22 protein-coding genes are annotated in these 21,856 nt (G+C 36.1%); 12 read left to right on the top strand and 10 right to left on the bottom strand.

Annotated elements, in window-relative coordinates; all coding sequences use genetic code 11:
- From IGJ00_RS07470 to IGJ00_RS07440, 7 genes are all read left to right on the top strand, one after another.
- Positions 1-2,049, top strand: coding sequence for a beta-galactosidase (locus IGJ00_RS07470; RefSeq protein WP_142433039.1), 2,049 nt, complete (start codon positions 1-3; stop codon positions 2,047-2,049).
- A gap of 83 nt (positions 2,050-2,132) precedes the next feature.
- Positions 2,133-2,426, top strand: coding sequence for a hypothetical protein (locus IGJ00_RS07465; RefSeq protein WP_010735475.1), 294 nt, complete (start codon positions 2,133-2,135; stop codon positions 2,424-2,426).
- Positions 2,427-2,588: 162 nt separating this feature from the next.
- A complete protein-coding gene (locus IGJ00_RS07460; RefSeq protein WP_142433040.1) occupies positions 2,589-2,780 on the top strand; it encodes a hypothetical protein in 192 nt (63 codons plus the stop codon).
- A gap of 35 nt (positions 2,781-2,815) precedes the next feature.
- Positions 2,816-3,160, top strand: coding sequence for a hypothetical protein (locus tag IGJ00_RS07455; protein ID WP_065095801.1), 345 nt, complete (start codon positions 2,816-2,818; stop codon positions 3,158-3,160).
- Positions 3,157-3,681, top strand: a complete 525-nt coding sequence (locus IGJ00_RS07450; protein WP_142433041.1) for a hypothetical protein — start codon at positions 3,157-3,159, stop codon at positions 3,679-3,681. Before IGJ00_RS07455 ends, IGJ00_RS07450 begins: the two co-directional genes overlap by 4 nt.
- 113 nt (positions 3,682-3,794) lie before the next feature.
- A complete protein-coding gene (locus IGJ00_RS07445) occupies positions 3,795-4,739 on the top strand; it encodes an L-lactate dehydrogenase (RefSeq protein WP_142433042.1) in 945 nt (314 codons plus the stop codon).
- Positions 4,740-5,650: 911 nt separating this feature from the next.
- On the top strand, positions 5,651-6,496 hold the full coding sequence (locus IGJ00_RS07440; RefSeq protein WP_142433043.1) for a hypothetical protein: 846 nt from the start codon (positions 5,651-5,653) through the stop codon (positions 6,494-6,496).
- Positions 6,497-7,423: 927 nt separating this feature from the next.
- Here the strand turns inward: IGJ00_RS07440 and IGJ00_RS07435 are convergent.
- A complete protein-coding gene (locus tag IGJ00_RS07435; RefSeq protein WP_438844274.1) occupies positions 7,424-9,964 on the bottom strand; it encodes a cation-translocating P-type ATPase in 2,541 nt (846 codons plus the stop codon).
- A gap of 261 nt (positions 9,965-10,225) precedes the next feature.
- Here IGJ00_RS07435 and IGJ00_RS07430 point away from each other — a divergent pair, with 261 nt between their 5' ends.
- Complete coding sequence (locus IGJ00_RS07430) at positions 10,226-10,714, top strand: GNAT family N-acetyltransferase (protein ID WP_071867032.1); 489 nt, start codon at positions 10,226-10,228, stop codon at positions 10,712-10,714.
- A gap of 37 nt (positions 10,715-10,751) precedes the next feature.
- On the opposite strand, the gene IGJ00_RS07425 is transcribed toward IGJ00_RS07430, so the two are convergent.
- The gene (locus IGJ00_RS07425; RefSeq protein WP_010735484.1) at positions 10,752-11,066 is read right to left on the bottom strand and encodes a hypothetical protein; all 315 of its coding nucleotides are present in this window, start codon (positions 11,064-11,066) and stop codon (positions 10,752-10,754) included.
- A 76-nt stretch (positions 11,067-11,142) separates the two neighbouring features.
- The gene (locus tag IGJ00_RS07420; RefSeq protein WP_438844273.1) at positions 11,143-13,314 is read right to left on the bottom strand and encodes a DNA topoisomerase 3; all 2,172 of its coding nucleotides are present in this window, start codon (positions 13,312-13,314) and stop codon (positions 11,143-11,145) included.
- 415 nt (positions 13,315-13,729) lie between these two features.
- Between IGJ00_RS07420 and IGJ00_RS07415 the strand changes: the two genes are divergently transcribed.
- Entirely contained in the window at positions 13,730-15,610 is a 1,881-nt protein-coding gene (locus tag IGJ00_RS07415) for an RNase A-like domain-containing protein (RefSeq protein WP_438844272.1), read from the top strand.
- Between the two features lie 70 nt (positions 15,611-15,680).
- Here the strand turns inward: IGJ00_RS07415 and IGJ00_RS07410 are convergent, their stop codons facing one another.
- Together IGJ00_RS07410 and IGJ00_RS07405 are read right to left on the bottom strand one after the other, a co-directional pair.
- Positions 15,681-16,262 carry a hypothetical protein gene (locus IGJ00_RS07410; protein WP_019722813.1) on the bottom strand — a complete coding sequence of 194 codons (582 nt, stop codon included), beginning with the start codon at positions 16,260-16,262 and terminating at the stop codon, positions 15,681-15,683.
- A 14-nt stretch (positions 16,263-16,276) separates the two neighbouring features.
- Positions 16,277-16,843: a hypothetical protein gene (locus tag IGJ00_RS07405; RefSeq protein WP_019722814.1), complete on the bottom strand. Its 567-nt coding sequence runs from the start codon at positions 16,841-16,843 to the stop codon at positions 16,277-16,279.
- A gap of 396 nt (positions 16,844-17,239) precedes the next feature.
- Between IGJ00_RS07405 and IGJ00_RS07400 the strand changes: the two genes are divergently transcribed.
- The 3 genes from IGJ00_RS07400 (at position 17,240) to IGJ00_RS07390 (ending at position 18,491) form a co-directional block, all read left to right on the top strand.
- Positions 17,240-17,488 carry a hypothetical protein gene (locus IGJ00_RS07400; RefSeq protein ID WP_438844271.1) on the top strand — a complete coding sequence of 83 codons (249 nt, stop codon included), beginning with the start codon at positions 17,240-17,242 and terminating at the stop codon, positions 17,486-17,488.
- A gap of 80 nt (positions 17,489-17,568) precedes the next feature.
- The gene (locus tag IGJ00_RS07395; RefSeq protein WP_438844270.1) at positions 17,569-17,856 is read left to right on the top strand and encodes a hypothetical protein; all 288 of its coding nucleotides are present in this window, start codon (positions 17,569-17,571) and stop codon (positions 17,854-17,856) included.
- Between the two features lie 17 nt (positions 17,857-17,873).
- The gene (locus IGJ00_RS07390; protein WP_438844269.1) at positions 17,874-18,491 is read left to right on the top strand and encodes a hypothetical protein; all 618 of its coding nucleotides are present in this window, start codon (positions 17,874-17,876) and stop codon (positions 18,489-18,491) included.
- On the opposite strand, the gene IGJ00_RS07385 is transcribed toward IGJ00_RS07390, so the two are convergent.
- The 5 genes from IGJ00_RS07385 to IGJ00_RS07365 all read right to left on the bottom strand — a co-directional run bounded on the left by IGJ00_RS07385 (position 18,469) and on the right by IGJ00_RS07365 (position 21,821).
- On the bottom strand, positions 18,469-18,924 hold the full coding sequence (locus IGJ00_RS07385) for a hypothetical protein (RefSeq protein ID WP_438844268.1): 456 nt from the start codon (positions 18,922-18,924) through the stop codon (positions 18,469-18,471). The two genes, IGJ00_RS07390 and IGJ00_RS07385, sit on opposite strands and share 23 nt — an antisense overlap.
- Before the next feature lie 54 nt (positions 18,925-18,978).
- Positions 18,979-19,557 carry a hypothetical protein gene (locus IGJ00_RS07380; RefSeq protein ID WP_438844267.1) on the bottom strand — a complete coding sequence of 193 codons (579 nt, stop codon included), beginning with the start codon at positions 19,555-19,557 and terminating at the stop codon, positions 18,979-18,981.
- A gap of 20 nt (positions 19,558-19,577) precedes the next feature.
- Positions 19,578-20,135, bottom strand: a complete 558-nt coding sequence (locus IGJ00_RS07375; RefSeq protein WP_438844266.1) for a hypothetical protein — start codon at positions 20,133-20,135, stop codon at positions 19,578-19,580.
- A 341-nt stretch (positions 20,136-20,476) separates the two neighbouring features.
- Positions 20,477-21,097, bottom strand: coding sequence for a hypothetical protein (locus IGJ00_RS07370; RefSeq protein ID WP_438844265.1), 621 nt, complete (start codon positions 21,095-21,097; stop codon positions 20,477-20,479).
- A 142-nt stretch (positions 21,098-21,239) separates the two neighbouring features.
- Complete coding sequence (locus tag IGJ00_RS07365; RefSeq protein ID WP_438844264.1) at positions 21,240-21,821, bottom strand: hypothetical protein; 582 nt, start codon at positions 21,819-21,821, stop codon at positions 21,240-21,242.
- Positions 21,822-21,856 lie beyond the last annotated feature (35 nt).

Genomic DNA, 21,856 nt, shown 5'->3' with positions numbered 1-21,856 from the left:
GTGAAGACTTATAATGACACACGTTTACTCCATGGTGGGGATTATAATCCGGAACAATGGTTGAATCACCCTGAAATCTTGAAAAAAGATTTTGAGTTGATGGATAAAGCACATGTCAATACCGTAACTGTAGGGATCTTTTCATGGAGTACATTAGAACCAGAAGAAGGGGTTTATCACTTTGAGTGGTTAGATAAAGTATTTGAAGAGATGCACAAACGTCAAGGACGTGTGATTTTAGCCACACCAAGTGGTGGACGCCCTCAATGGTTGAGTGAAAAATATCCAGAAGTGAATCGAACGAATGCACAAGGACAAAAGCATCATCATGGCTTTCGCCATAACCATTGTTACACATCAACTGTTTATCGGGAAAAAGTCCAGCAAATCAATCGCCGTTTAGCTGAACGATATGGTGACCATCCGGCATTATTGCTGTGGCATATCAGTAATGAATACTCAGGAGAATGCTACTGTCCACTTTGTGCAGCCAAATGGCGTGAGTGGGTCAAAGCAAAATATCAAACCTTAGAAGCGGTGAATGACGCTTGGTGGATGACATTTTGGAGTAATGATTATTCCAGTTGGTCACAAGTTGTACCACCTTCGCCTCTTGGAGAACATAAAGTACATGGCATGGACTTAGACTGGAAACGATTTGTGACTGATCGGACGATCGATTTCTTTTTACATGAAATCGAACCGATCAGAGAACTCACACCAGATATTCCAGTAACGACCAATTTTATGGCAGAAGGCCATGACCAGCATGACTTTATTCCCCTGGAAGGTCTTGATTATTCCCGATTTGCTGAAGTTGTAGATATCGTCAGTTGGGATAGCTACCCCGACTGGCATAACCCATACGAATCCTTACATGTGACCGCCATGAAATCAGCTTACGTCCACGATCAATATCGTTCATTGAAGAAACAACCGTTTCTCGTGATGGAATCGACGCCTAGTTACGTGAATTGGCACGCATTCAACAAGGCGAAGAAGCCAGGGATGCATCTGCTCAGTGGGATGCAACAACTGGCACATGGGTCAGATAGCACACTCTATTTTCAATGGCGGCAATCACTAGGAAATTCCGAAAAATTCCACGGGGCGGTGGTCGAACATGACAATTCAGAAAACAATCGAGTCTTCCAAGAAGTAGCGGCTTACGGAAAACGATTAGACACTTTGTCTTCGATCAAAGGTACACAAACAGAGGCAAAAGTCGCTATTTTATTTGACTGGGAAAGCAATTGGGCATTAAAAAGAGGCGGTGGTTTTGGTCGTCCAACTCGTCGTTATATCCAAACACTACAAGAACATTACCGATTCTTTTGGGAAAGAGATATTGCTGTTGATATTTTGACGCCAAATCAAGACTTCACTAATTATGCTTTAGTCGTTGCACCAATGCTCTATTTGATGCGTGAAGAAACGATGGCTGAACTCTCAGAATATGTGACAAAAGGTGGCACCTTGATTGGTAGCTATTTTACCGGAATGGTCAATGAACACGATCGGTTACATCTTGGAGAATGGCCACAAGTATTGCAAACACTTTTTGGTGTCTTGCCAAAAGAGCTTGATACGCTTTATCCAGGTGAACACAATCAAATCCTTTACAAGGAACAAACGTATCAAACAAAAGACTACTGTGGTATCGTCAAAGAAACGACAGGGAAGGTGAGGGCTACTTACCAAAAGGACTTTTATACTGGTACACCAGCTTTAGTTGAAAATCGCTTAGGGAAGGGGACTGCTTATTACTTAGCGGCTCGTACCGATCTCGATTTTTTAGAAGTGTTTTACCAACCGATCATCGAAAAATTAGCGTTGCAACAAGGAATCGTTAAGGCATCACATCCAAAAGTATCGATTCAATCGCGAACAGATGGGACACAGAGCTATTACTTTCTAATGAATTTTTCTGAAGAGATGCAACAACTTGAGTTACTTGATCCTCACTTGGCTATCGAAACAAATCAAACGCTTACTGGTATACTAACGTTTGCACCTTACGAAGTGAAAATTCTAAGGAAAGAAAATTAATACGAATGAACACGCCTTTATGTTTTGACAGTTATTTTATTCTTGTTGTAGGATAGAGACAGAGCAACAAGGAGGACGAGAACATGACAAATTATGATGGAGAAAAAGAAAAACGCTTAAGAGGGTCAATGGCGCCTAAAACAGATGATGAAGTTGCGTTAGCCGGAACTAATTCAGGTGAAACAACAAATAAAGAAGAGGCGTTAGCTGGGACCAACTCCGGTGAAGAAAAAGAAGTCGCGATGTCTGGTTCAAATGCAGTGGAAGAAGAGTCTGAGCATCCTACAAAGAAACATCATTTGAAGGACGAACTAGAAGAAGTGGTAGAAGAAGCGAAAGAAAAATTTGACGCTTTTAAAACGAAACATAAAGAATAAATAATCAAAAAAAGAACTTGTATCCACATGAGCCATGTTGAAGGCTTGCGGATGCAAGTTCTTTTCTATTTTTTCAAAATAAGTCAAAAAGAGTTTTTTTAGGACCATCCTTTCATTATAAACTATGATTGCTTATTGTATGTCTAAAGGAGGTGAAACATAGTGGTTGGTCAAACAGACATCATTCAATTATTGACAAAATATTTTATCAATAACACATCTATGATCATCGGTATCACAAGTTTTGTTATTGTTTTGTGTGTTTTTATTTCTGTAAAAATGGTTGCAAAACCTAACATGGAGAAACCATCTAAACAAGCACTCGCCAAAAGTCGGTATAAAAAGAGTAAGTAATCACTGGAACAAAGAGGAGTAGGGGGAAAAAGAAAATGGGCATGTACTGGGTTTTAACATTTATTGCGCAACAGCAGGAAAATTTTCCATCAGCTAGTCAAGCAGGTAAACTTGCTGCTTTTCTTATGTCGTTTATTATTCAGTTTGGTTTTTCTGGCTTTTTTACGGTTTACTTGCTTGTCGTAATTATTTGGCAAATATTCAAATATATAAAAAGAGTGACTCGTAAAGATCGCAGACACTTTAAAAAAGAAGTTGCGGCTTCTTATAAAGTCCAAGAAGAAAGAGTGAAGAGCAATATAGAAAAAGAAAAGGCCCGAGCAAGTAGACAAAGAGATGTCTTTGAGCCATGGCACCAGAATGAGGAGCAAGAAGATTGAGGGATTTTATACTGTATCAGTTTCATCGATTATTCAATACAAATACATATCGGGAAATACTATTCCAACGAATCAACGAAGCCATCTATTCGACTTATCATGCTGCAAACTATCCTAAATATACTGGTGAAAATGAAATGGAGCGGTTAACTAACAAGCTCAAGCGCAGTGAAAGAAGAAAAAACTGGCTTCCTAAACTTGGTGATCCATTGTATAAGAAACCTTCTTCAAGAATCTACGTTGAAGATCTACAACTAAAAATTTCTCCTACTCGTTTGGAAGGAGATCCTAATTTTAGTCCTATCTCACGACAATCCAGTACCAATTCTTTACCTGATGAACATCAAGCTGATCAATCAACAAAATCTGAACCTATGTCTTTACGATCTAAAGTGACAAACCTTTCACCGCAAATGACTGCTTTATTAAAAATAAATGATCCATCAATTAAAGGCTTGCCAACTTCTCGTAAAGAAATACCAAGAGTGAGAAGAACACAATCTGATTATGGACGTTACTGATTTTCTATAAAAAATTATTATAGTATATATAATTTCTATATTATTGAAAAATGACAACAACCGATTTATAATTTTCATGAAAATAACAAGAACGGATGAAAGGTGTGTTAGACATGAAAAAAACAAGTCGTAAAGTTGTAATCGTAGGTACAGGATTTGTCGGTACAAGTATTGCTTATGCGATGATCAATCAAGGTGTTGCCAATGAACTTGTCTTAATCGATGTCAACCAAGAAAAAGCAGAAGGAGAAGCTTTAGACTTACTAGATGGAATGGCATGGGGCGAAAAGAACGTTTCCGTATGGTCTGGCACGTATGAAGAATGTAAAGATGCAAATCTAGTGATCTTAACTGCTGGCGTGAACCAAAAACCTGGTCAAACTCGCTTAGATCTAGTGAAAACAAATGCAGCAATCACTCGTCAAATCGTTAAAGAAGTCATGGCTTCAGGTTTTGATGGTATCTTCGTGGTTGCTTCAAACCCAGTCGATATTTTAACTTACTTAACATGGCAAGAATCCGGCTTACCAACTTCAAGAGTGGTAGGAACTGGAACAACTTTAGATACAACTCGTTTCAGAAAAGAGATTGCTTTGAAACTTGCAGTTGATCCACGTAGCGTACATGGTTATATCTTAGGTGAGCATGGGGATTCAGAAGTAGCTGCTTGGTCACATACTACAGTCGGTGGTAAACCAATCATGGAATACGTTGAGAAAGATCATCGTTTAGAAGAAAATGATTTAAACGTGCTTGCTGACAAAGTAAAAAATGCAGCTTATGAAATCATTGACCGTAAAAAAGCAACTTATTACGGTATTGGTATGAGTACGACTCGAATCGTCAAAGCCATCCTAAATAATGAACAAGCTGTACTACCAGTTTCAGCTTACTTAAATGGCGAATACGGTGAAGAAGATATCTTTACTGGTGTGCCATCGATCGTTGATGAAAATGGGGTAAGAGAAATCATTGAACTATCGATCACACCTCAAGAAAAAGCAATGTTCCATCAATCAGTTAGCGAACTAAAAGCAGTACTTGATACTGTACGTTAACATCAGCAATGAAATAAACACAAAGACGGGAAAATCGGAAAGTAGTAAAAAATTATTTCCGATTATTCCCGTTTTTTTTAATAAAATAAGAAAAATAAACAACAATCGTTTCATTAAATGAGTTTTGAAAAAAATTTACATTTATGACTTCTCTAATTAATTTAAGAAAATAATCTTAATCCTTGATCAAGCCGAAAATAAAAAACTATTTGTAATAACTTTTACAAAAAGATAAAGGTAATCTATTGATGATTGGTTATATTGTTTCTGTGTTTACTCATAGTAAAAAATAGTATATTATGAACTATAAGACCTCAAGTAAAGGCGTTTACTGAAGCTGAGCTTAAAATTCAAAGTAATTAGTTGTTGTTATATAGAATCGTTAGCCATCAAATTAAAAATATCACTTATAACGTTATTTTTTGACTGATATGACTATATATTACAAAGCCTTCTACTCAGAAAAATCCACTTGGGTGTTCATCTTCACTAGAGAAGAAGGTAAGAGTATTATTATATAAATAATCTTTCAGTTTTTAAGATTACTGCTCTTATTGCAGAGGCGATTGTGTAGAATGATTTAGGTTAATGCCCGAACATGCTAAAGAAAGATTCAAAATTTCTAATTGCTATGTAGATTAGGCAGTAACTCAAGAAGCCATAAAAATTTGAATCTTTCATCATCGAATCAGTTTTAAAATGTTAAAGAAAGGAGAAGGGGATTTGGGATAAAATATATCCAGAATTTATAATCGATGAAGGAAATAAATTGTACTACACTGTTGTAGCTCTGTAACTTCTCAAAGTTTATAAAGGATATCAAGAAACATCGAAATACCAACCGAGCAATAAAAATAGCGAACAAACAGATGATATTTAATCATTAATTGTCTAGTAAAGGACGGAGAAAAATGACAGGATTTATAGTGTTTTTTGGGATAGTTACAATTGCTTTGGGGTATGGAATTTGGAGACTTTTTGTTAATAAAAAGAACTGGTTTTTTAAGGGGATTGCTATTGCATCATTTCTATTTTCAGCTTTTTGTTTGTTCGCATTTTCAATTTATGATGAAGACTCGACCACCCAAGTGAGAGGCGAAAGTTCATTGAGTTCTCAGTCAAAAGAAGTGGAAGAAACAACGGTATCAAGCTCTAAGAAACCTGAGTTAACTGAAGTAGAAAAAGAAGAGAAACGTAAGCAAGAGGAAGAAGCTGCTGCGAAAGCCAAAGCAGAAGCAGAAGAAAGAGCCAAAAAAGAGGAAGAAGCAGCCGCGAGAGCCAAGACGGAAGCAGAAGAAAGAGCCAAAAAAGAGGAAGAAGCAGCCGCGAGAGCCAAGGCGGAAGCAGAAGAAAAGGCTAAGAAAGAAGAAGAAGAAAGAATAGCTAAAGAAGAAGAAGAGAAACGACAAGCTGCGGCACAAGCTGAAGCAGAAAAAAATAAATATGAAACTGGAATTACTTATGATAATATAGCAAGAAATCCAGATTCAAATATTGGTAAAAATGTTAAATTCTACGGAGAAATTATTCAAGTTATTAAAGGCGAGGATTATAGTCAATTTAGATTTGCAATTGACGGAAATTATGATCAATTAATTTTAATCGAAATTAGCGAAGATCAATTACAAGATAATCGTATTTTAGAAGATGATTACATTACAATTAAAGGTATGTCAATGGGGGAAATGACATATACTTCAGCAATTGGTGGAGAAATTACTGTACCAGCGGTATTGGTTGATTCATTCGAATTTTAATTTGTAAACAAACTACTCGTGAAGACTAATGCTTTGCTTTTAGACAAATAGTCTGAATGATTTCAAATTGAAAAAAAATTCATCAAAAATAAATCTAAGCCTACTATAAGCTTAGATTTATTTTTTTGGATTAAATTTGTAAAACTAAGCCCATCCAATTAAATACGTTCATCAAAATAAACAGAATTACGGCTCAGAATTTTACGACATTTCTGGCATTTCTATAGATAATATATAGAACCAAAAAAGTTATTTCCGAGGAAAATAAGGAACATAGTGAGCTAAGTTATTTAGAGTAATAATAATTGAAAAAGATAGTTAAAATGATTGTTTATATGTGATTTATGAATAAACATATGAAATTAGCAAAACATATTATTAGAATGGCTGATATAGATTAGTTGATGATAAATACATAAATTGACGAAGTCACAAAAAACTCTTGAGACCAACTTAAATCTGATGCAAGAATGTCAATCTGATTTTTTTGTAGATTTAGGATGAACATAGATTTAAAATCATTGGTTTCTAGTAAATGGATAACGTATAACTAGTAAGAGAAAACAAACGAATCAAGTACAAAATAATTTTAAAATTTTGCAGAAGAGTCAAAAATCGGTTTTGTGGTAAAATTCGGTTTAATTCAGGTTGATAACGGTTCATACTTCATTTGAATCTACTTTGTATAATATATATTATGTAAACTAGAATAAATGAAAAATGATTACCTTTATAATTCCTCGTTCTAACCTCTTATACTAGTCATAAATTCCCATAATTCTCTAGTTTTTTTGTTATCTGTATTTATTTTTATCATTTGCGCTTTTTTAAGTCATTTTAAGAAAAGTTCGTCCGTAGCTTCGGGAAAAATAAACTACAGACGAACAAAATTAAACTTAACTAAGAGAAAATCATTCAGTTAATTCTTTAAAACAGATGTGTCCATTTTTTCACTTCGATATAGGCTACTGGAATAAAAGATAAACCAAGAACCCATAGCCAGTTGGAAAGTCCAATCGTAACAAATCCAAAGATATGTTGTGTAACAGGGATTGTCACTAATAAGACAATGATCAATGCACCAATTGCTGTAGTTAAGACTAACAGTGGATTGCCAAAAAATTTTAATCGTAAAATAGATACTTCACTGCGACAATTATACATATGGCTGATCGTGGATAACCCTAGGACAATAAATGTCATTGTTTCAGCAATCGCTACTGATTGTGTACGACCAATAACTATAGCCAATAAAGTGACGACGGTAAACACAACAGAGATTTCAAGAATCTTAAAGGTCAATCCTCGTGAAAAAATGCTATCGTATTTATGGATCGGTTGTTTTTCCATATTTTTTTCCTCTGCAGGTTCGACACTTAAACTAAAACCAGGGATACCATCTGCGACTACTTTGATGATCAACAATTGGATCGCTGTGACTGGCGCCCCCCAACCTAAGATCAAAGAAATCAATACGATCGTTAAAGCTGAAATATTACAACCTAACATGGCATATAGAGATTTACGGATATTTTGATACACTCTTCGCCCCTCTTCTACCGCTTGGACGATCGTTGCAAAATGATCATCTACTAAAACCATGTCAGAAGCTTCCTTCGCCACTTCCGTTCCACTCCCCATAGCAATGCCGACGTCCGCTGCTTTTAATGCCGGAGCGTCGTTCACTCCGTCCCCCGTCATGGCGACGATTTCGTCATTTTGTTGAAAAGCTTTAACGATTCGTATCTTGTCCTCAGGTGACGTTCGAGCAAACACTCGATACATATCGATCGTTTCGGCTAACTGTTTATCACTCATTCTTTTCAGTTCTGCCCCTGTCATTGCCCGGTCTCCTTCTCCCATTATCCCTACTTCTTTAGCAATACGTGAAGCTGTTAATAAATGATCGCCAGTGATCATAACGGTTTTAATTCCTGCTTTTTTGGCTACTTCCACCGCTTTTGCTGCTTCTTTTCTCGCTGGATCAATAATGCCGATAAAGCCGGCAAATGTCAGCTCCTCCTCTAATTTTTCCTCTGATAGTTCTTCGATTGATTGTTGGAATACCTTGTAAGCTACCCCTAATACACGGTACGCTTGATCAGCAAGTTGATCATGTTCTGCTTGATAATCTTCGTTTAGATTCACCAAGTGTAGTCGATCGAATGCTCCTTTTGTGACTGAAAAATATTCTTGACCCATACGATAGACGACAGTCATACGTTTTCTTTTTGAATCAAAGGGCAACTCTTTGATTTTTTTCAAATCATAAAGAGATTCCTGTAATTCTTTCTCCGAAAATCGATCTTTTACAGCTTTTTGAATCGCTAATTCCGTTGGATTGCCCCCTCCTTCGTTCTCAAAAAAACCACTCGCAAGATAAAACAGCAAAAGTAGATTTTTTTCCTTGTCTTTAGTGAAGTCTAAAAGAGTAGGTATTTCTATTAATGGAGCGATTTTTTTCACAGACATTTTGTTTTCAGTGATCGTACCGGTTTTATCTGAGCAAATCACAGAAACGCCACCTACTGTTTCAACCGTTGATGGTGTCCGAACAATGGTTTTCTTAACTGCCATATTCCCCATACCTACAGCTAGAGAAATGGTTACGACAACAGGTAATACTTCTGGTATTGCTGCAACTGCCATTGAAATTGCAGTCATGATACTTGATTCCACACTCAAACCTTGTACTAAACCAATTACAATTGCTAAGAAACCAGCAGTGATTGCGACTATCCCTAGTACTTTACCCAGTCTTTGCATTTTGATTTGCAGTGGTGCGACATGCGTTCCTTCATTCGTGATCAAATGAGAGATTTTTCCGATTTCTGTAGCATTACCAGTTTTTTTTACTAAAATCGTTGCTTTACCTGTCACAACCAATGAACCTGAAAATACTAGGTCTTTACGATCACTCAATGCTTCAATATCACTAGCACGATAAGAAGCGTCCTTTTCACTCGGTTCACTTTCTCCAGTCAAAAATGATTCGTCAACAAAGAAATTAGTACTTGTAATTACTTTCGCGTCAGCAGGGACACGATCACCCAATTTAAGTTGTACGATATCACCAGGAACGATCTCAGAGCTGTTAATTTCTTTAACGGAACTTTCTCTCAAGACACGGCTAGATGGCGTACTCATTTTTTTCAGTTGATCCATTGATTTTTCCGCACTTTTTTGTTGCCGTATCGATAAATAAAGATTTAATAGGACAATTGAAAAGATGACAATTGGTTCTGTAAAATCGTCCGGATGTGTTTGATAAGCAATAAACGTAGATAGTCCTGTGGCAACAAGTAAAATCAAAATCGAGACATCTTTCATTGCTTCTTTGAAATAAACAATAAAAGATTTAGTTGACTGAGTGTCAATCGAGTTTACACCGTAGTATTCTAATCGATCGTTTGCTTCTTGTTCCGTTAATCCTTTTTGTCTATCTGTCTGTAAGTTTTCTATTTTCATTCTGCCTATTCCCTCCCAAAACAAAAAGGAGCCAGGCAAACGAACCATTAAAGCCTACGGTTCGTTTGTCTGACTCCTACAAGATCGTTCCGGCGAACGCTCTTAAGTCATAAATTTTTTATGAAGTTATTATTTCACAGTTCAAGCAATGGGTCAAGGGAGAAGTTGATAAAAGAATGTTCCTCTGAGTACAAAGTAAATTGACCCTTCCGTTCATTTGTATTACGATAAATAAACACGATAGAAAAGGAGCCTTGTCCGATGCTGATACGAGAAATCAAACCACAAGATGATCCAATCATCAAAGAAATTATTCAAACTTCCCTAGAATCACTCGATTTAGCGATTGAAGGAACTGCCTATTTCGACCCACAATTAGACCATTTAACAGACTACTACCATGCTCTCCCCTGTGCTGCTTATTGGGTGGTGGAATTAGAAAATAAAGTAGTTGGCGGAATCGGAATCGCACCTTTCGACGAGCAAAAGCAGATATGTGAATTACAAAAATTGTACTTAGCCCCAGAAGCAAAAGGTTTAGGAATTGCCAACCAATTGATGGAAACAGCATTGTCTTATGCCACTCAACATTACCGTCAATGCTATTTAGAAACGATGCATTTATTAAAGCCTGCTTGTAAACTGTATGAAAAGTTCGGCTTTCACTTGATAGCTGATCCACTAGCAGGTTCTGAACACTCCACGATGGACGCTTGGTATATTAAAGAGTTAAAAAAAGACGGCGAATAAGGAAATTTTTCTCTTATCATCGTCTTTTTTTATCTATTTATATGAACTGTTGAATAAATTGAGTAATCACTGGTAAGAAATAAACAACACCCGCCGCAGCTAATACGAAAAGCAACTGTTTCCGTTGTTTCTTTCTTTTCAGTAGACTACTCGTTGTATGCAACAAGTAAGTGCCGCTCTTAGCTGCTGCGGTCAAAGTTGTCAAAATGACCGTCGGTGAGTAGCCAGTCGGATGTTTTGTAATAGCTAATAATTTGGTTCCGTATTCTGGATATGCGATGACCGCTTGATATAGCGCAACCAACGTTAACAACCCCATTGCATAATTCAAAAGCGAATTGATTTTTTTCACGTACAAGTACTCCTCTAATAATTATTACTTTAGTATTTTTTGGTTTAGGTATTTTAACTTTTCGGAATATATATACCTACTCTTGTTTTTCCATCCAAGGAAATGAAAAGCCGATCGTTAAATCTTCTTTCAAAATTAGGACTGCATCAAACTTTCCTTTTTTACCAGTGAATCCTTTGACCACTTTACTAGTCTTTCCTTTTGAGAGTAACTCTCTAAGATTTGTTTTGGTCAATTTCTTCTTAGCAATCGTAGGCCATAATTTAAAATCACATTCCTTGTTCGTACATGTCGCGATTTTTGGATACAACATCACAATGCCTTTTTTACATTTCGGACAACGCCCGACTTGGTCATTCTTCTTCTCCATTGCTTCGATTTGCATCAAGCCGCTTTGCTCTTCAGACAAATCGACTGTTTTTACTTGTTCTGGGACGACTTCTAATAAATGCAGAATAAATTTTTTGATATTTTCTAAAAAGACTTCCGGCGTTCCTTGTCGTTCACCGATTTTTTTCAAATAACTTTCCCACCGCGCCGTCATCTCAGCACTTGTCAGTAAAGATTCTCCTGCTACTGCTTTACACAAAGTGATACCTTTGGCAGTCACTTGAATATCATTTTTATTGACTTCGATATAGTGCCGTTGTTTCAAGTTTTCAATAATGCTCGCGCGGGTAGCTTCCGTCCCGATCCCTTCCACTTCTTTCAGAATCTCTTGCGCTTCTTCATCGTCTAAGGTCTTTCCTGCGGTTTTCATCGCAGTGATCAGTGTTCCCTCATTGTAGGGCTTAGGCGGTTGCGTCTCTTTCTCAAGGCTTCTCAGATCAACAGTCACTACCTCTTGTTCACTAACTTTAGGCAAAAGCTGACCATCTGATTTTTTCTTGCTTTTTACGGTCAAGATTTGTTGCCAGCCTTCTGCAATTGGACGTTTCCCGACACTTTTTAAACGCAATCGTTCCACTCCTGTAAGGATCACGGTTTCTTCATAGCGATAATTTTCTGCAAACATTGCTAAAGTCGTACGCATCACCTGCAAATAGATCGCTTGCTCTAGTCGGGAAAGCTTCGCAAAACGTTCCTTCGTCGGTATCGTTTTGGTTGGAATGATCGCATGATGCTCTTGGACTTTTTTTGCATCCACATATCGTTTTTTAGGAAATGTTTCTGGTGTCGCTACCTCTGTGATCCCTAAAAACGCTTTATAGCGATCAAGATTTTGGACAAGATACTGGTGTTCGCTTTCTGTGATGTAAAAAGAATCTGTTCGAGGATAACTCAAAAACTTACTTTCGTACAAACCTTGGACTGCATCAAGTGTGGCTTTCGCACTGACTTTCATCAGTTGATTCATTTTCGATTGCAAACTAGACAAAGAAAACAAACGTGGACTACTTTGTTGTTTTTCTTTTTTTGTTACTTGTAAGATCGTTCCTTGTTGTTTCCCTAAATGCGCACCTTTTCCCTCAATCGCAGCAACTAATTCGTTCGCAGTCTTAAAGGTTTGTTTCGGCTCGATTTTACCGACAAACTGCCCATGTTGACTTTTGATCTGCGCTTCTCCTTCGAAATAAGGCTCTTTTTTAAACTTCCTGATTTCTTCTTGTAACTGGTAGATCATATAAAGCGTTGGTGTTTGCACACGCCCTAAGGAGAAGCTCCCAGAGATTCCTTTTTGTTGCAGCAGCAAACTATACAGTGGACTGCCATTCATCCCGATCAGCCAATCCGCATGTTGACGTGCTTGTGCTTCTTTGTATTTTGGATAAAATTGCTCCGCCGGTTTCAGTTGTTTGAACCCTTGATAGATGGCTTCTTTTTCCAATGAATTGATCCATAAACGTAAGTACTGCTTTTGCTTCGTAAAGGCTTTCGCTTGCTGGATGATTGACCAAGCAATCGCTTCACCTTCACGGTCACTATCTGTTGCGATAATGATCGTATTCGCCGCTTGCAATTGTCGTTTAACGATCGCAAATTGGGCCCGCTTCTCTGGAGGGACCGTATATTTGAACTGATCTGGAAATATCGGCAAGTTGGGCAATGACCACTTAGCCCAGCGTTCTTCATACTCTCCAGGAGGAACCATTTCCACTAAATGACCAAACCCGTAAGTGATCGTTACTTCACCTGTGAATAGTGGATCGCTGACTTCAAAATAACCTTCCTGTTTTTTTCTTTTTTTGAACGTTTCCGCATACGCTTTTGCTTGAGAAGGCTTTTCAGCAAGTATCACTGTTTTCATGTTTTCCCTCCTCTTGATAAAATAAGAATCCTTTAACAGTTTACCAAATGGCTTTCAAAAAGAATAGCGAAAAAATTGAAGATGTTTTTGTTGAATGGAAAAAAGCGTTACAAAAAAATAACTATAATCACCTAAAGAAGAACATTTATCTTTTTATTATTATCATACTGTTATTTTTAAATAAGGGTATAAACATTGATAAAAGAACAGCAAGGCTTAACATATAATTAGTATTTGCAGAGAAAATAACTATATAAAAAAATGAGTTTTTTTATAATTATAATTTTAAATAAACTTGAAGTTTGTTGTTATATTTTGGAAAATATAATTAAGCAACCTACGACACAAATAAGGAGGTTTTTGGTAGTTGAACTGTTGGTAGTCACTCAAGCCATTTGATAAAAAGGAGTAAAAAATGAAAAAATTTTATCGCCTATTACTTGTTGGTCTGTTGCTCGCACCTTTTGCCACTTTGCCACTTGATGTCCACGCCCAAGAAGCGATCGCTGGCGAAATCACCCAACCTGACGAAACCATCGTTCCGATCGATACCACCTCAGCGATTCCTTCGTCCGCAGAACCACAAAATGCAGCAGTTGCCTTAAACGTTTTTAATGGAATCAGCATGTCTGCTTATGCATCTGGTTTATCAGGTAGTACACTTAGCGCCGGTTTACTCTCGACCGCAGCATCTGCCGTCCTTGCCCCTGCATTACTAGGAATTGGGCTAGGTGTCGGTTTTTATCAACTCGGTGCCTCTTTAGGCGTCGCCACAGCTGATTTAGCGAAAACAAACAGCGGCCTATTTGAATCGATCGGTAGCAGTGCCTCCACTCAAAATGAACTGAACGCTTTTGCAATGTCTGGAATCGATTCGACAACAAATACCTACAATTTCTCCGCAGCCTTACAAAACCGCTACGCACAAGATGTAACAAGCAATGCGTTGATGCGTGAGTACTTGACTGGCGAGAGCGACCACGGAATCTTTACTTTCAGCGTCAGTGACCGTGTTGAACTCTATCGTCGCTACATCAACTACACCATCCCTTGGACACTACGAGAGCAAGCAGCGGTGGTCGGACGTAACACGGCACTAGCCGATTCTCTCTCCCAGAATGAGTTTTTCGTTTTAGAAAGCATCCAGTATGGCGAATCCGTTCGTGGTGCAGATGATGCCATCTTGAACATCACCGGTTCTTCTTACTACGGCTATGATTTCCCAGAACCTTTTAACTATCAAGTCAAGCTTGATACGAGCATCTCTACGCTCTTAACAGAGATCACAACAAAAGAACAATTGCTCGACTACGTCCAAGCAACCACACCATTTGAATTCGGGGTCGTCAATGAACCTTCTAAAGCCTTAGCTATTGAAACTGCCCAAGAAATGGCTGTCGCATATGATGAACGAACCAGCCAAATCAGCCAAAGTTTAAGCGAAGCCTTAGCTCCAAACAACAATGGATTAGACTTTGACCCCTCAGGAATGATCGCTACATTATATGGTGCCGCAGTTGTATTGGATCACGCTGGGAACTTTATCTATGCACAAACGCAACAAGCCGTTCCATCGCATTTAGTTGGAGCGATTGAGTTTTCTTATAGTGATGAGGCAGTACCGAATGATGATTCAATCACTATTGATGGAAAACGTGGAGTGTTGGATGAAGAGACTGGAGATATAGTTGAGGATGGCACAGAAAATATTTTAGTTAAAAGAGCTATGGGCACAACGTGGAGTTTAGCGGCCTCATTAATAATTGCAAATCTTATAGAATCCTTAACAGAAGATGATGAGGAGGAAGATGATTATTGGTATACTCCGTTAGATTTATATTATGACGAATATTTTGCCTTAGGTGGTAGTAAGGGTCATACTATGGGTAGGCACATCGCAAAAGATAAATCATATCTAATGGATCGTATCATTGAGGATGGTCTAGAATCGGCGAGTACTTACCATGATATTTCAGGAGCAATAATAACAATTAACTATGGACTCTCCACAGCCAGAGCTCAAGGATATATTCCAGGAAAAAAAGATCGTTCAAAATATAAAGATCTCGGCAAAATAAATGACATTCCCAATCATAATATGATAACTTATACATCTATAGATAATTTATCGCCAAATTTAGGCTGGGGGTTTCAAGAAATAGATAATATAGGAATCATTGAGCATAATCAAATTGACGAAGGGTATGTAAGTTTCCAAAAGAAAAGTAAATTTATAAAAAATAATAGGAACTTTTATGTTAAGACATCTCATCCCTATATAGAATCTCTTAAATAATTAATGTAGAAAAAGCACCAATTAAATTGGACTATTTACAAATTTAATTGGTGCTTTTTTAATATTAAAATCAATCTGTCATAGAAGATCCTATGACAGTCAGTTTATTCGATGCAGTATCGTAAATCGTCCAAAGAAAGGCATCCATCCATTCTCTCCCAGGAGAAAAGTAATTCGACCAATTGTTATTCCAAGCATAAATGATCAACGCACTTTTCTTAGGGAATAATAATTTATTCAAGGAAATAAAATCTTCTTCGTTCCCACTATATGAATATGGTGGGAAAAGAAATGTTTGTGCATACCAATTTAAATAGCTTCCAGAAGCTGTTTTTTCAACAGAAAAGAAAACATCTGTCTTCATCTGTTTTCCATACATTAACTCTGGATTTACGGCATAACTCAACTTAATTGGGCTACATCGTATGGGTAAGTGATCAAAATAATGTAAATCTGTATATAGAAGACCTGGAATATTTCTTTTTTCATTCATTACTTTGATAAATTCAAGAGCGGCTTTGCGATGACTGGAGTATCCACGATAACCTGTTTCTTCAAAAAATACATAATCGAGTAAAAGTCCATTGATTGGAAATTTTTTTAAATAGAGTTTTTTTTTAAAATGATACGTATCTTCTTTTAATAACTTCATTCTGTCCTCCTCATTCAACTCAATGTTGATGCCCCACATACCGTAAATCTTTTTCTTGTTGGATCATAAATCGTCCAAAGGTACGCTCCTTTTCCGGAATGTTTTCCATAAGCGAAATAATCTGACCACGTGTTGATCCATTGATAAATGACTAATGTTTCCTTCTCGGAAAACAAGTAATTGTTCAGTTCAATGAAATCTTTCTTACTTCCTCTATAAAAAAAAGGAATTTTAAAAAAAGCGTAGGCATAATCTGAAATATAATGACCTTCTAAGTCGCTATGTGTAGAAAAAAAAGTATCGACTGGAATTCTTGTTGCTTCCATTAAATTGAGGTTTATGGAATAGGTTGCGAATATATTGACTGGAAATTCAAGTTTATTCGTATACTCAATTTGATCATGTCCTCTTCTTTGATTGAGGAACGTAACAAATGCCAAAGCTGCTTTTTTGTGACTTTCGTATCCTTGATTATTCTTTTCTTGGAAAAACGCATAGTTGATTGCTAAATCTTTCATCCAGATATTTTTTTCAACCATGGTCAGAACAAATCGATTTGTTTCCTTTTCTAAAAATTTCATTTTTCCCTCCTCTAGAAATGTTGTATGTACTCAATAAGTATAATTCCTATACTTTACAAAAAGACCTATTTATCTTTGGACCACCAAACGTATACTTAAATTTCATAATCATCCTCCGAACCTCTAAAAAATTAAACAGAAAACCCAAAAATTGTTTTTAAATAGTTATTTTATATATATTTGAGTAGAATAACCATCTTTATAAGTTTATATTATCGCATGATAAATAAATCGACAAGCTCCCCCGATTTATTTATCTTGTTTTTTTAAAGTCATATCTGCGAAACAAAAATTTATGTTTTTAAGAAATAAAAGTAAAAAATAAGCTCATGAAAACTGTAATATTGTTAATAAATTCAATCTGAATAATAAGTGGATTTTTTTGCGGAGGACAAAATGGAGTTATTGGAAAAAGAAACACTAGCATGCCAGGATAGGAGTGGAGAAAATATTCCAATTTATGTTAATTATGCCTTCTTTATTGAAAATAATGATCAAGGAATTCACAGTCACCAGCAAGCCGTATTAAGATATCTAGAATTTCTAAATCGCATCGTGCAATGTAACCGCTGGGCATCAGACCTCAGAGTGAAAACTGGGATACCATCAGCAGAGAGAAATTCAACGAATATTTCTATTCAATAAAAGCTACCTCACTTATTTATATCAATCGAGATCCCGATTACTTAAGTTGGGAAACAGCCCCAATTTATGTCAATAAAAAAATGATGAAGGCAGAAGAAGTCAATCCCGATAGTCTATTTAAAAATAGAGGAATCTATGAAAAAACATTTTTCCATGAAACTCAAACAATCAAAGTAACTAAAGAGCAATTTTTAGCTCTCAATCAACAATTCTTTCCTGAAAGAGCCCAATTAAAAGTGTACGAGTGGGATACATCCTTTTCCAATCATTATAATCGTGCACGTGATTGTTTCGGTGCATATTTATGGAGTATTTATGATGAGAAAAAGTACCGTTTTACAGTTATCAGTATACTTTTGGAACCTTAGTAAAAGGAGACAAATAGATGGAACTATTAGAAAAAGAAACACTAGCATGCCGGGATAGGAATGGTGAAAATATACCAAATTATGTTAATTATAGCTTCTTTAATGAACCATATTATCAAGGAATTCACAGTCATCAGCAAGCTATACTAGGATATCTAGAGTTTTTACATCGAATCGCCCAATGTAACCACTGGGCATCAGACCTCAGAGTAAAAACTGGAAACCCTGCTAGTATAGAACAATTCAACGAGTATTTCTGTTCAATAAAAGCTAACCCACTCATCTATATCAAGCGAGATCCTGATTACTTAGGTTGGGAAACATACCCAATTTATGTAAATAAAAAAATGATGAAGGCAGAAGAAATCAAACCCGATAGTCTATTTAAAAATAGAGGAGCCTATGAAAAAGCCTTTTTCCATGAAACTCAAACAACTACAGTGAGTAAAGAACAATTTTTAGTGCTTAATCAACGATTCTTTCCTGAAAGAGAGCATTTAAAAATCTACGAGTGGGATGCATCCTTCTCCAATCGTTTTAATCGTGCGCGTGATTGTTACGGTGCCTATTTGTGGAGTATTTACGATGAAAAAAGAAAACGATTTACAGTAATCAGTGTATTTTTGAATCCTTAGTATTGTTCCATTGATAAATAATCAGTTTGGCTCTATTTCCAAAGATATGATTGTTCAATTGAATAAAATCTTTCTCCTCTCCTTTATAAGATGAAGATAATTTAAAGAAAGCAGTGGCATAATCGGAAGTATATTTCTTGTCCGAATCATAGGCTGTAGAAAAGAAAACATTCCCTTCGATTATAAACCCTTGCATCAGTAGTTGATTGATGGAATAAGTTTTTCTCAGATTGACAGGGAAATTTACTCTATCCGTATACTCAATTTTTGTATGTCCTCTCTTTTGATTGATTGCTGTCACAAAGGCAAGTGCTGCTTCTTTGTGACTTTCTTCATGGTAGAAACCGTAAGTAAGTACGAGCTCTTTCATACAGATATTTTTTTCAACCATAGTCAGTACAAATCGATCTGTTTCCTTTTCCAAAAATTTCATCTTTCCCTCCTCTAGAAATGTTGTATGTACTCGATAGTATTTTTCACGTAGTATTCAGTACCTCATCGAAGCACCTATCACTGTAAATTTTTCAGTTTCCCTCTCATAGATCGTCCATAAATACGCACCATATTCCTCTCTACCTACTGAAAAATAATTTGTCCAATCATTGTTCCATTGGTAGATTATTAGGTTCTCTTGCATAGGAAATAGATACTCATTGGCTTTTAAAAAAATCTCTTCTCGCTGAGGTCTATATATCTGTGAGAGTATGGAATAAGCATAGGAAGACTCATATTTACCATTCTCACATTTAGTAGAGAAAAAGGCAGAAGGCAATAATGATTTCGCATACATCAACTCTGGGTTCACTGCATAAGGATAAGCCAAAGACTTAATAAAAATAGGTAAATCATCAAAATAATGTAAATCTGTTAAATGGACACATGGGTATCCTAGTCTTTTTTTGTTCATCACCTTTATAAATTCAATTGCTGCTTGTTGATGACTCTCCACATTTCGATAATTCTTCTCTTTAAAGTAGACAAAGTCTAAATTTAAACGTCTTGTAAATAATCCTTTCTCCTCTAATTTTTGGTTCAATACTTCTGTTTCCTGTAATAAAAACTCCATATTATATTTTTCTCCTAATCTCATAAAATGCTTGCATTGATCACTGTAAACTTATTTCTTTTAGGATCATAGATCGTCCATATAAAAGCCCCTCTATGCTGTCTGCCATAATGAAAATAATCTGACCAAGTATTATTCCACTCATAAATAATCAGTTGTTCTTTATCTGGAAAAAGAATATCGTTCATTTGAATAAAATGGTCTACTTTTCCGAGATAGTTTGAAGACATCTGGAAGAATGCATAAGCATAATTTGAAATAAACGGTCTTTTAGGTTCCCGATAAATTGAGAAAAAAACCTCGTGACTTAAACGTCGAGCGGTCATGCGCGTAGGATTTATTGTATATTCTTGTATTCGGTTATCTAAATGTTCCTGCTTATTCCAAGTAATCATAGGATATCTTTTTTTCTGGTTCGCAAACTTAACAAGCTGAATTGCTACTTGTTGATGACTGCTATCTTCCTCGTAATCTTTCTCATGAAAGAATAGAAAAAGAATCGGGATATTTTTCATTGGGATATTATTCTCCATCATAGTCAAAGGGAATCGATACGTCTCTCCATCTAATAATTTCAAATTGATTTTTCCTTTCTTTTATGTGATGATTTCTTTTCTATTATGTAGTCAATAAAGCACCAAGCACTGAAAATTGAGTCAAAATCCGATGAATGAAATTTCTCTGCATACATTTCATAATAATCAGTTTTCGGTTTCCCTATTTTTTATTACCCAATTATTTACTTTTACTAAATGATTCAATTGTTTAACCTACTTATAGGTTTGTTATCCTCTTACCCCTGTTCTGCTAAATAAATGTCGATGATCGTAAAGATTTGGATTCTAGGATCATAAACACTCCAAAGATAGGCGCCCCAGCCCACATGCGCATAATTGAAATAATTTTTAAGTTCTAAAATTTATTCATATCCTAAATAAATATCAATGACTGTAAATCTCTTTGTATTCGTATCGTAAATACTCCATAAATAGGCACCGATGCATGCTCTAGGATAGTTGAAGTAATTTGTAAACTCTGAATTCCATGAATAGATGATTAATTTGTCTTTTAAAGGAAAGAAACGTTCATTTACCAGATTAAAGTCTGTCTTAGATAACTTTGTACCATAAAATTCATCAAAAAAAGCTTCCTCATATACCCCGCCATCCATAAAAAATTCCTCCGCAGTAAGTTCAATGCCTTCCATCATCTCTTCATTGACTTCAATGGGGTAGCCATCTATGTTTAACGTAGTAGGATCAATTGCTGTGTATATAATTGAATCAGAATTTAGTTCACGAAATTTCGCTACATACATTTCACGGGTAACCGTTTTTCCAGCTTCTTTGCGTTTTTTTGATGACCAAAGATTTGTTCTTATTATGCGACTTGTATAATTTAAGTAAGCCAAAATTGCCTCTTTATGGGTGACCTTTCCTTGGTAATCACTTTCCTTAAAGAACGTATAACCAACGTAATGCGGAAAAAGTATATCCCTTTTTTCTTCTAATGCTAATGTTTCTTTTACCAATAATTCCATGTCTTTTCCTCCTCGAAGTTTTATGTATTACATGATACCTATTTCGTCATAGTTATTGTTTTTCTTGAAAATGTTAATCAACAATGGTTGTGACTGGATTTGCCTACTAAGTAGGATAAAAATTTAAAAATCTTAATTAAACTCAATCTGTCATAGAAGATCCTACGACCGTCAGCTTGTTCGATGCAGTATCGTAAATCGTCCAAAGAAAGGCATCCATCCATTCTCTCCCGGCAGAGAAGTAATTCGACCAATTGTTATTCCAAGCATAAATGATTAACGCATTTTTCTTAGGAAATAGTTCATTATTTAAGGAAATAAAATCTTCTTCATTCCCGCTGTATGAATAAGGTGGATAAAGAAATGTCTGGGCATACCAATTTAGATAGGTTCCAGAAGCGAATTTTTCAACAGAAAAGAAAACATCTGCCTTTATCCGTTTTCCATACATTAACTCTGGATTTACGGCATAACTCAATCTAATTGGGCTACATACTACGGGTAAGTGATCAAAATAATGCAAATCTGTATATAAAAGACCTGTAATATTTCTTTTTTCATTCATTACTTTGATAAATTCAAGGGCGGCTTTACGATGACTGGAGTATCCACGGTAACCTGTTTCTTCAAAAAATACATAATCGAGTAAAAGTCCATTGATTGGAAATTTTCTTAAATAGAGTTTTTGTTTAAATTGATACGTATCTTCTTTTAATAACTTCATTCTGTCCTCCTCATTCACATGATTAATGATTCAAT

It is taken from the genome of Enterococcus sp. AZ062 (assembly GCF_051715065.1).
GTDB classification, from domain to species: Bacteria; Bacillota; Bacilli; order Lactobacillales; family Enterococcaceae; genus Enterococcus_B; species Enterococcus_B mundtii.
This window is presented reverse-complemented; position numbering and strand designations above follow the sequence as displayed.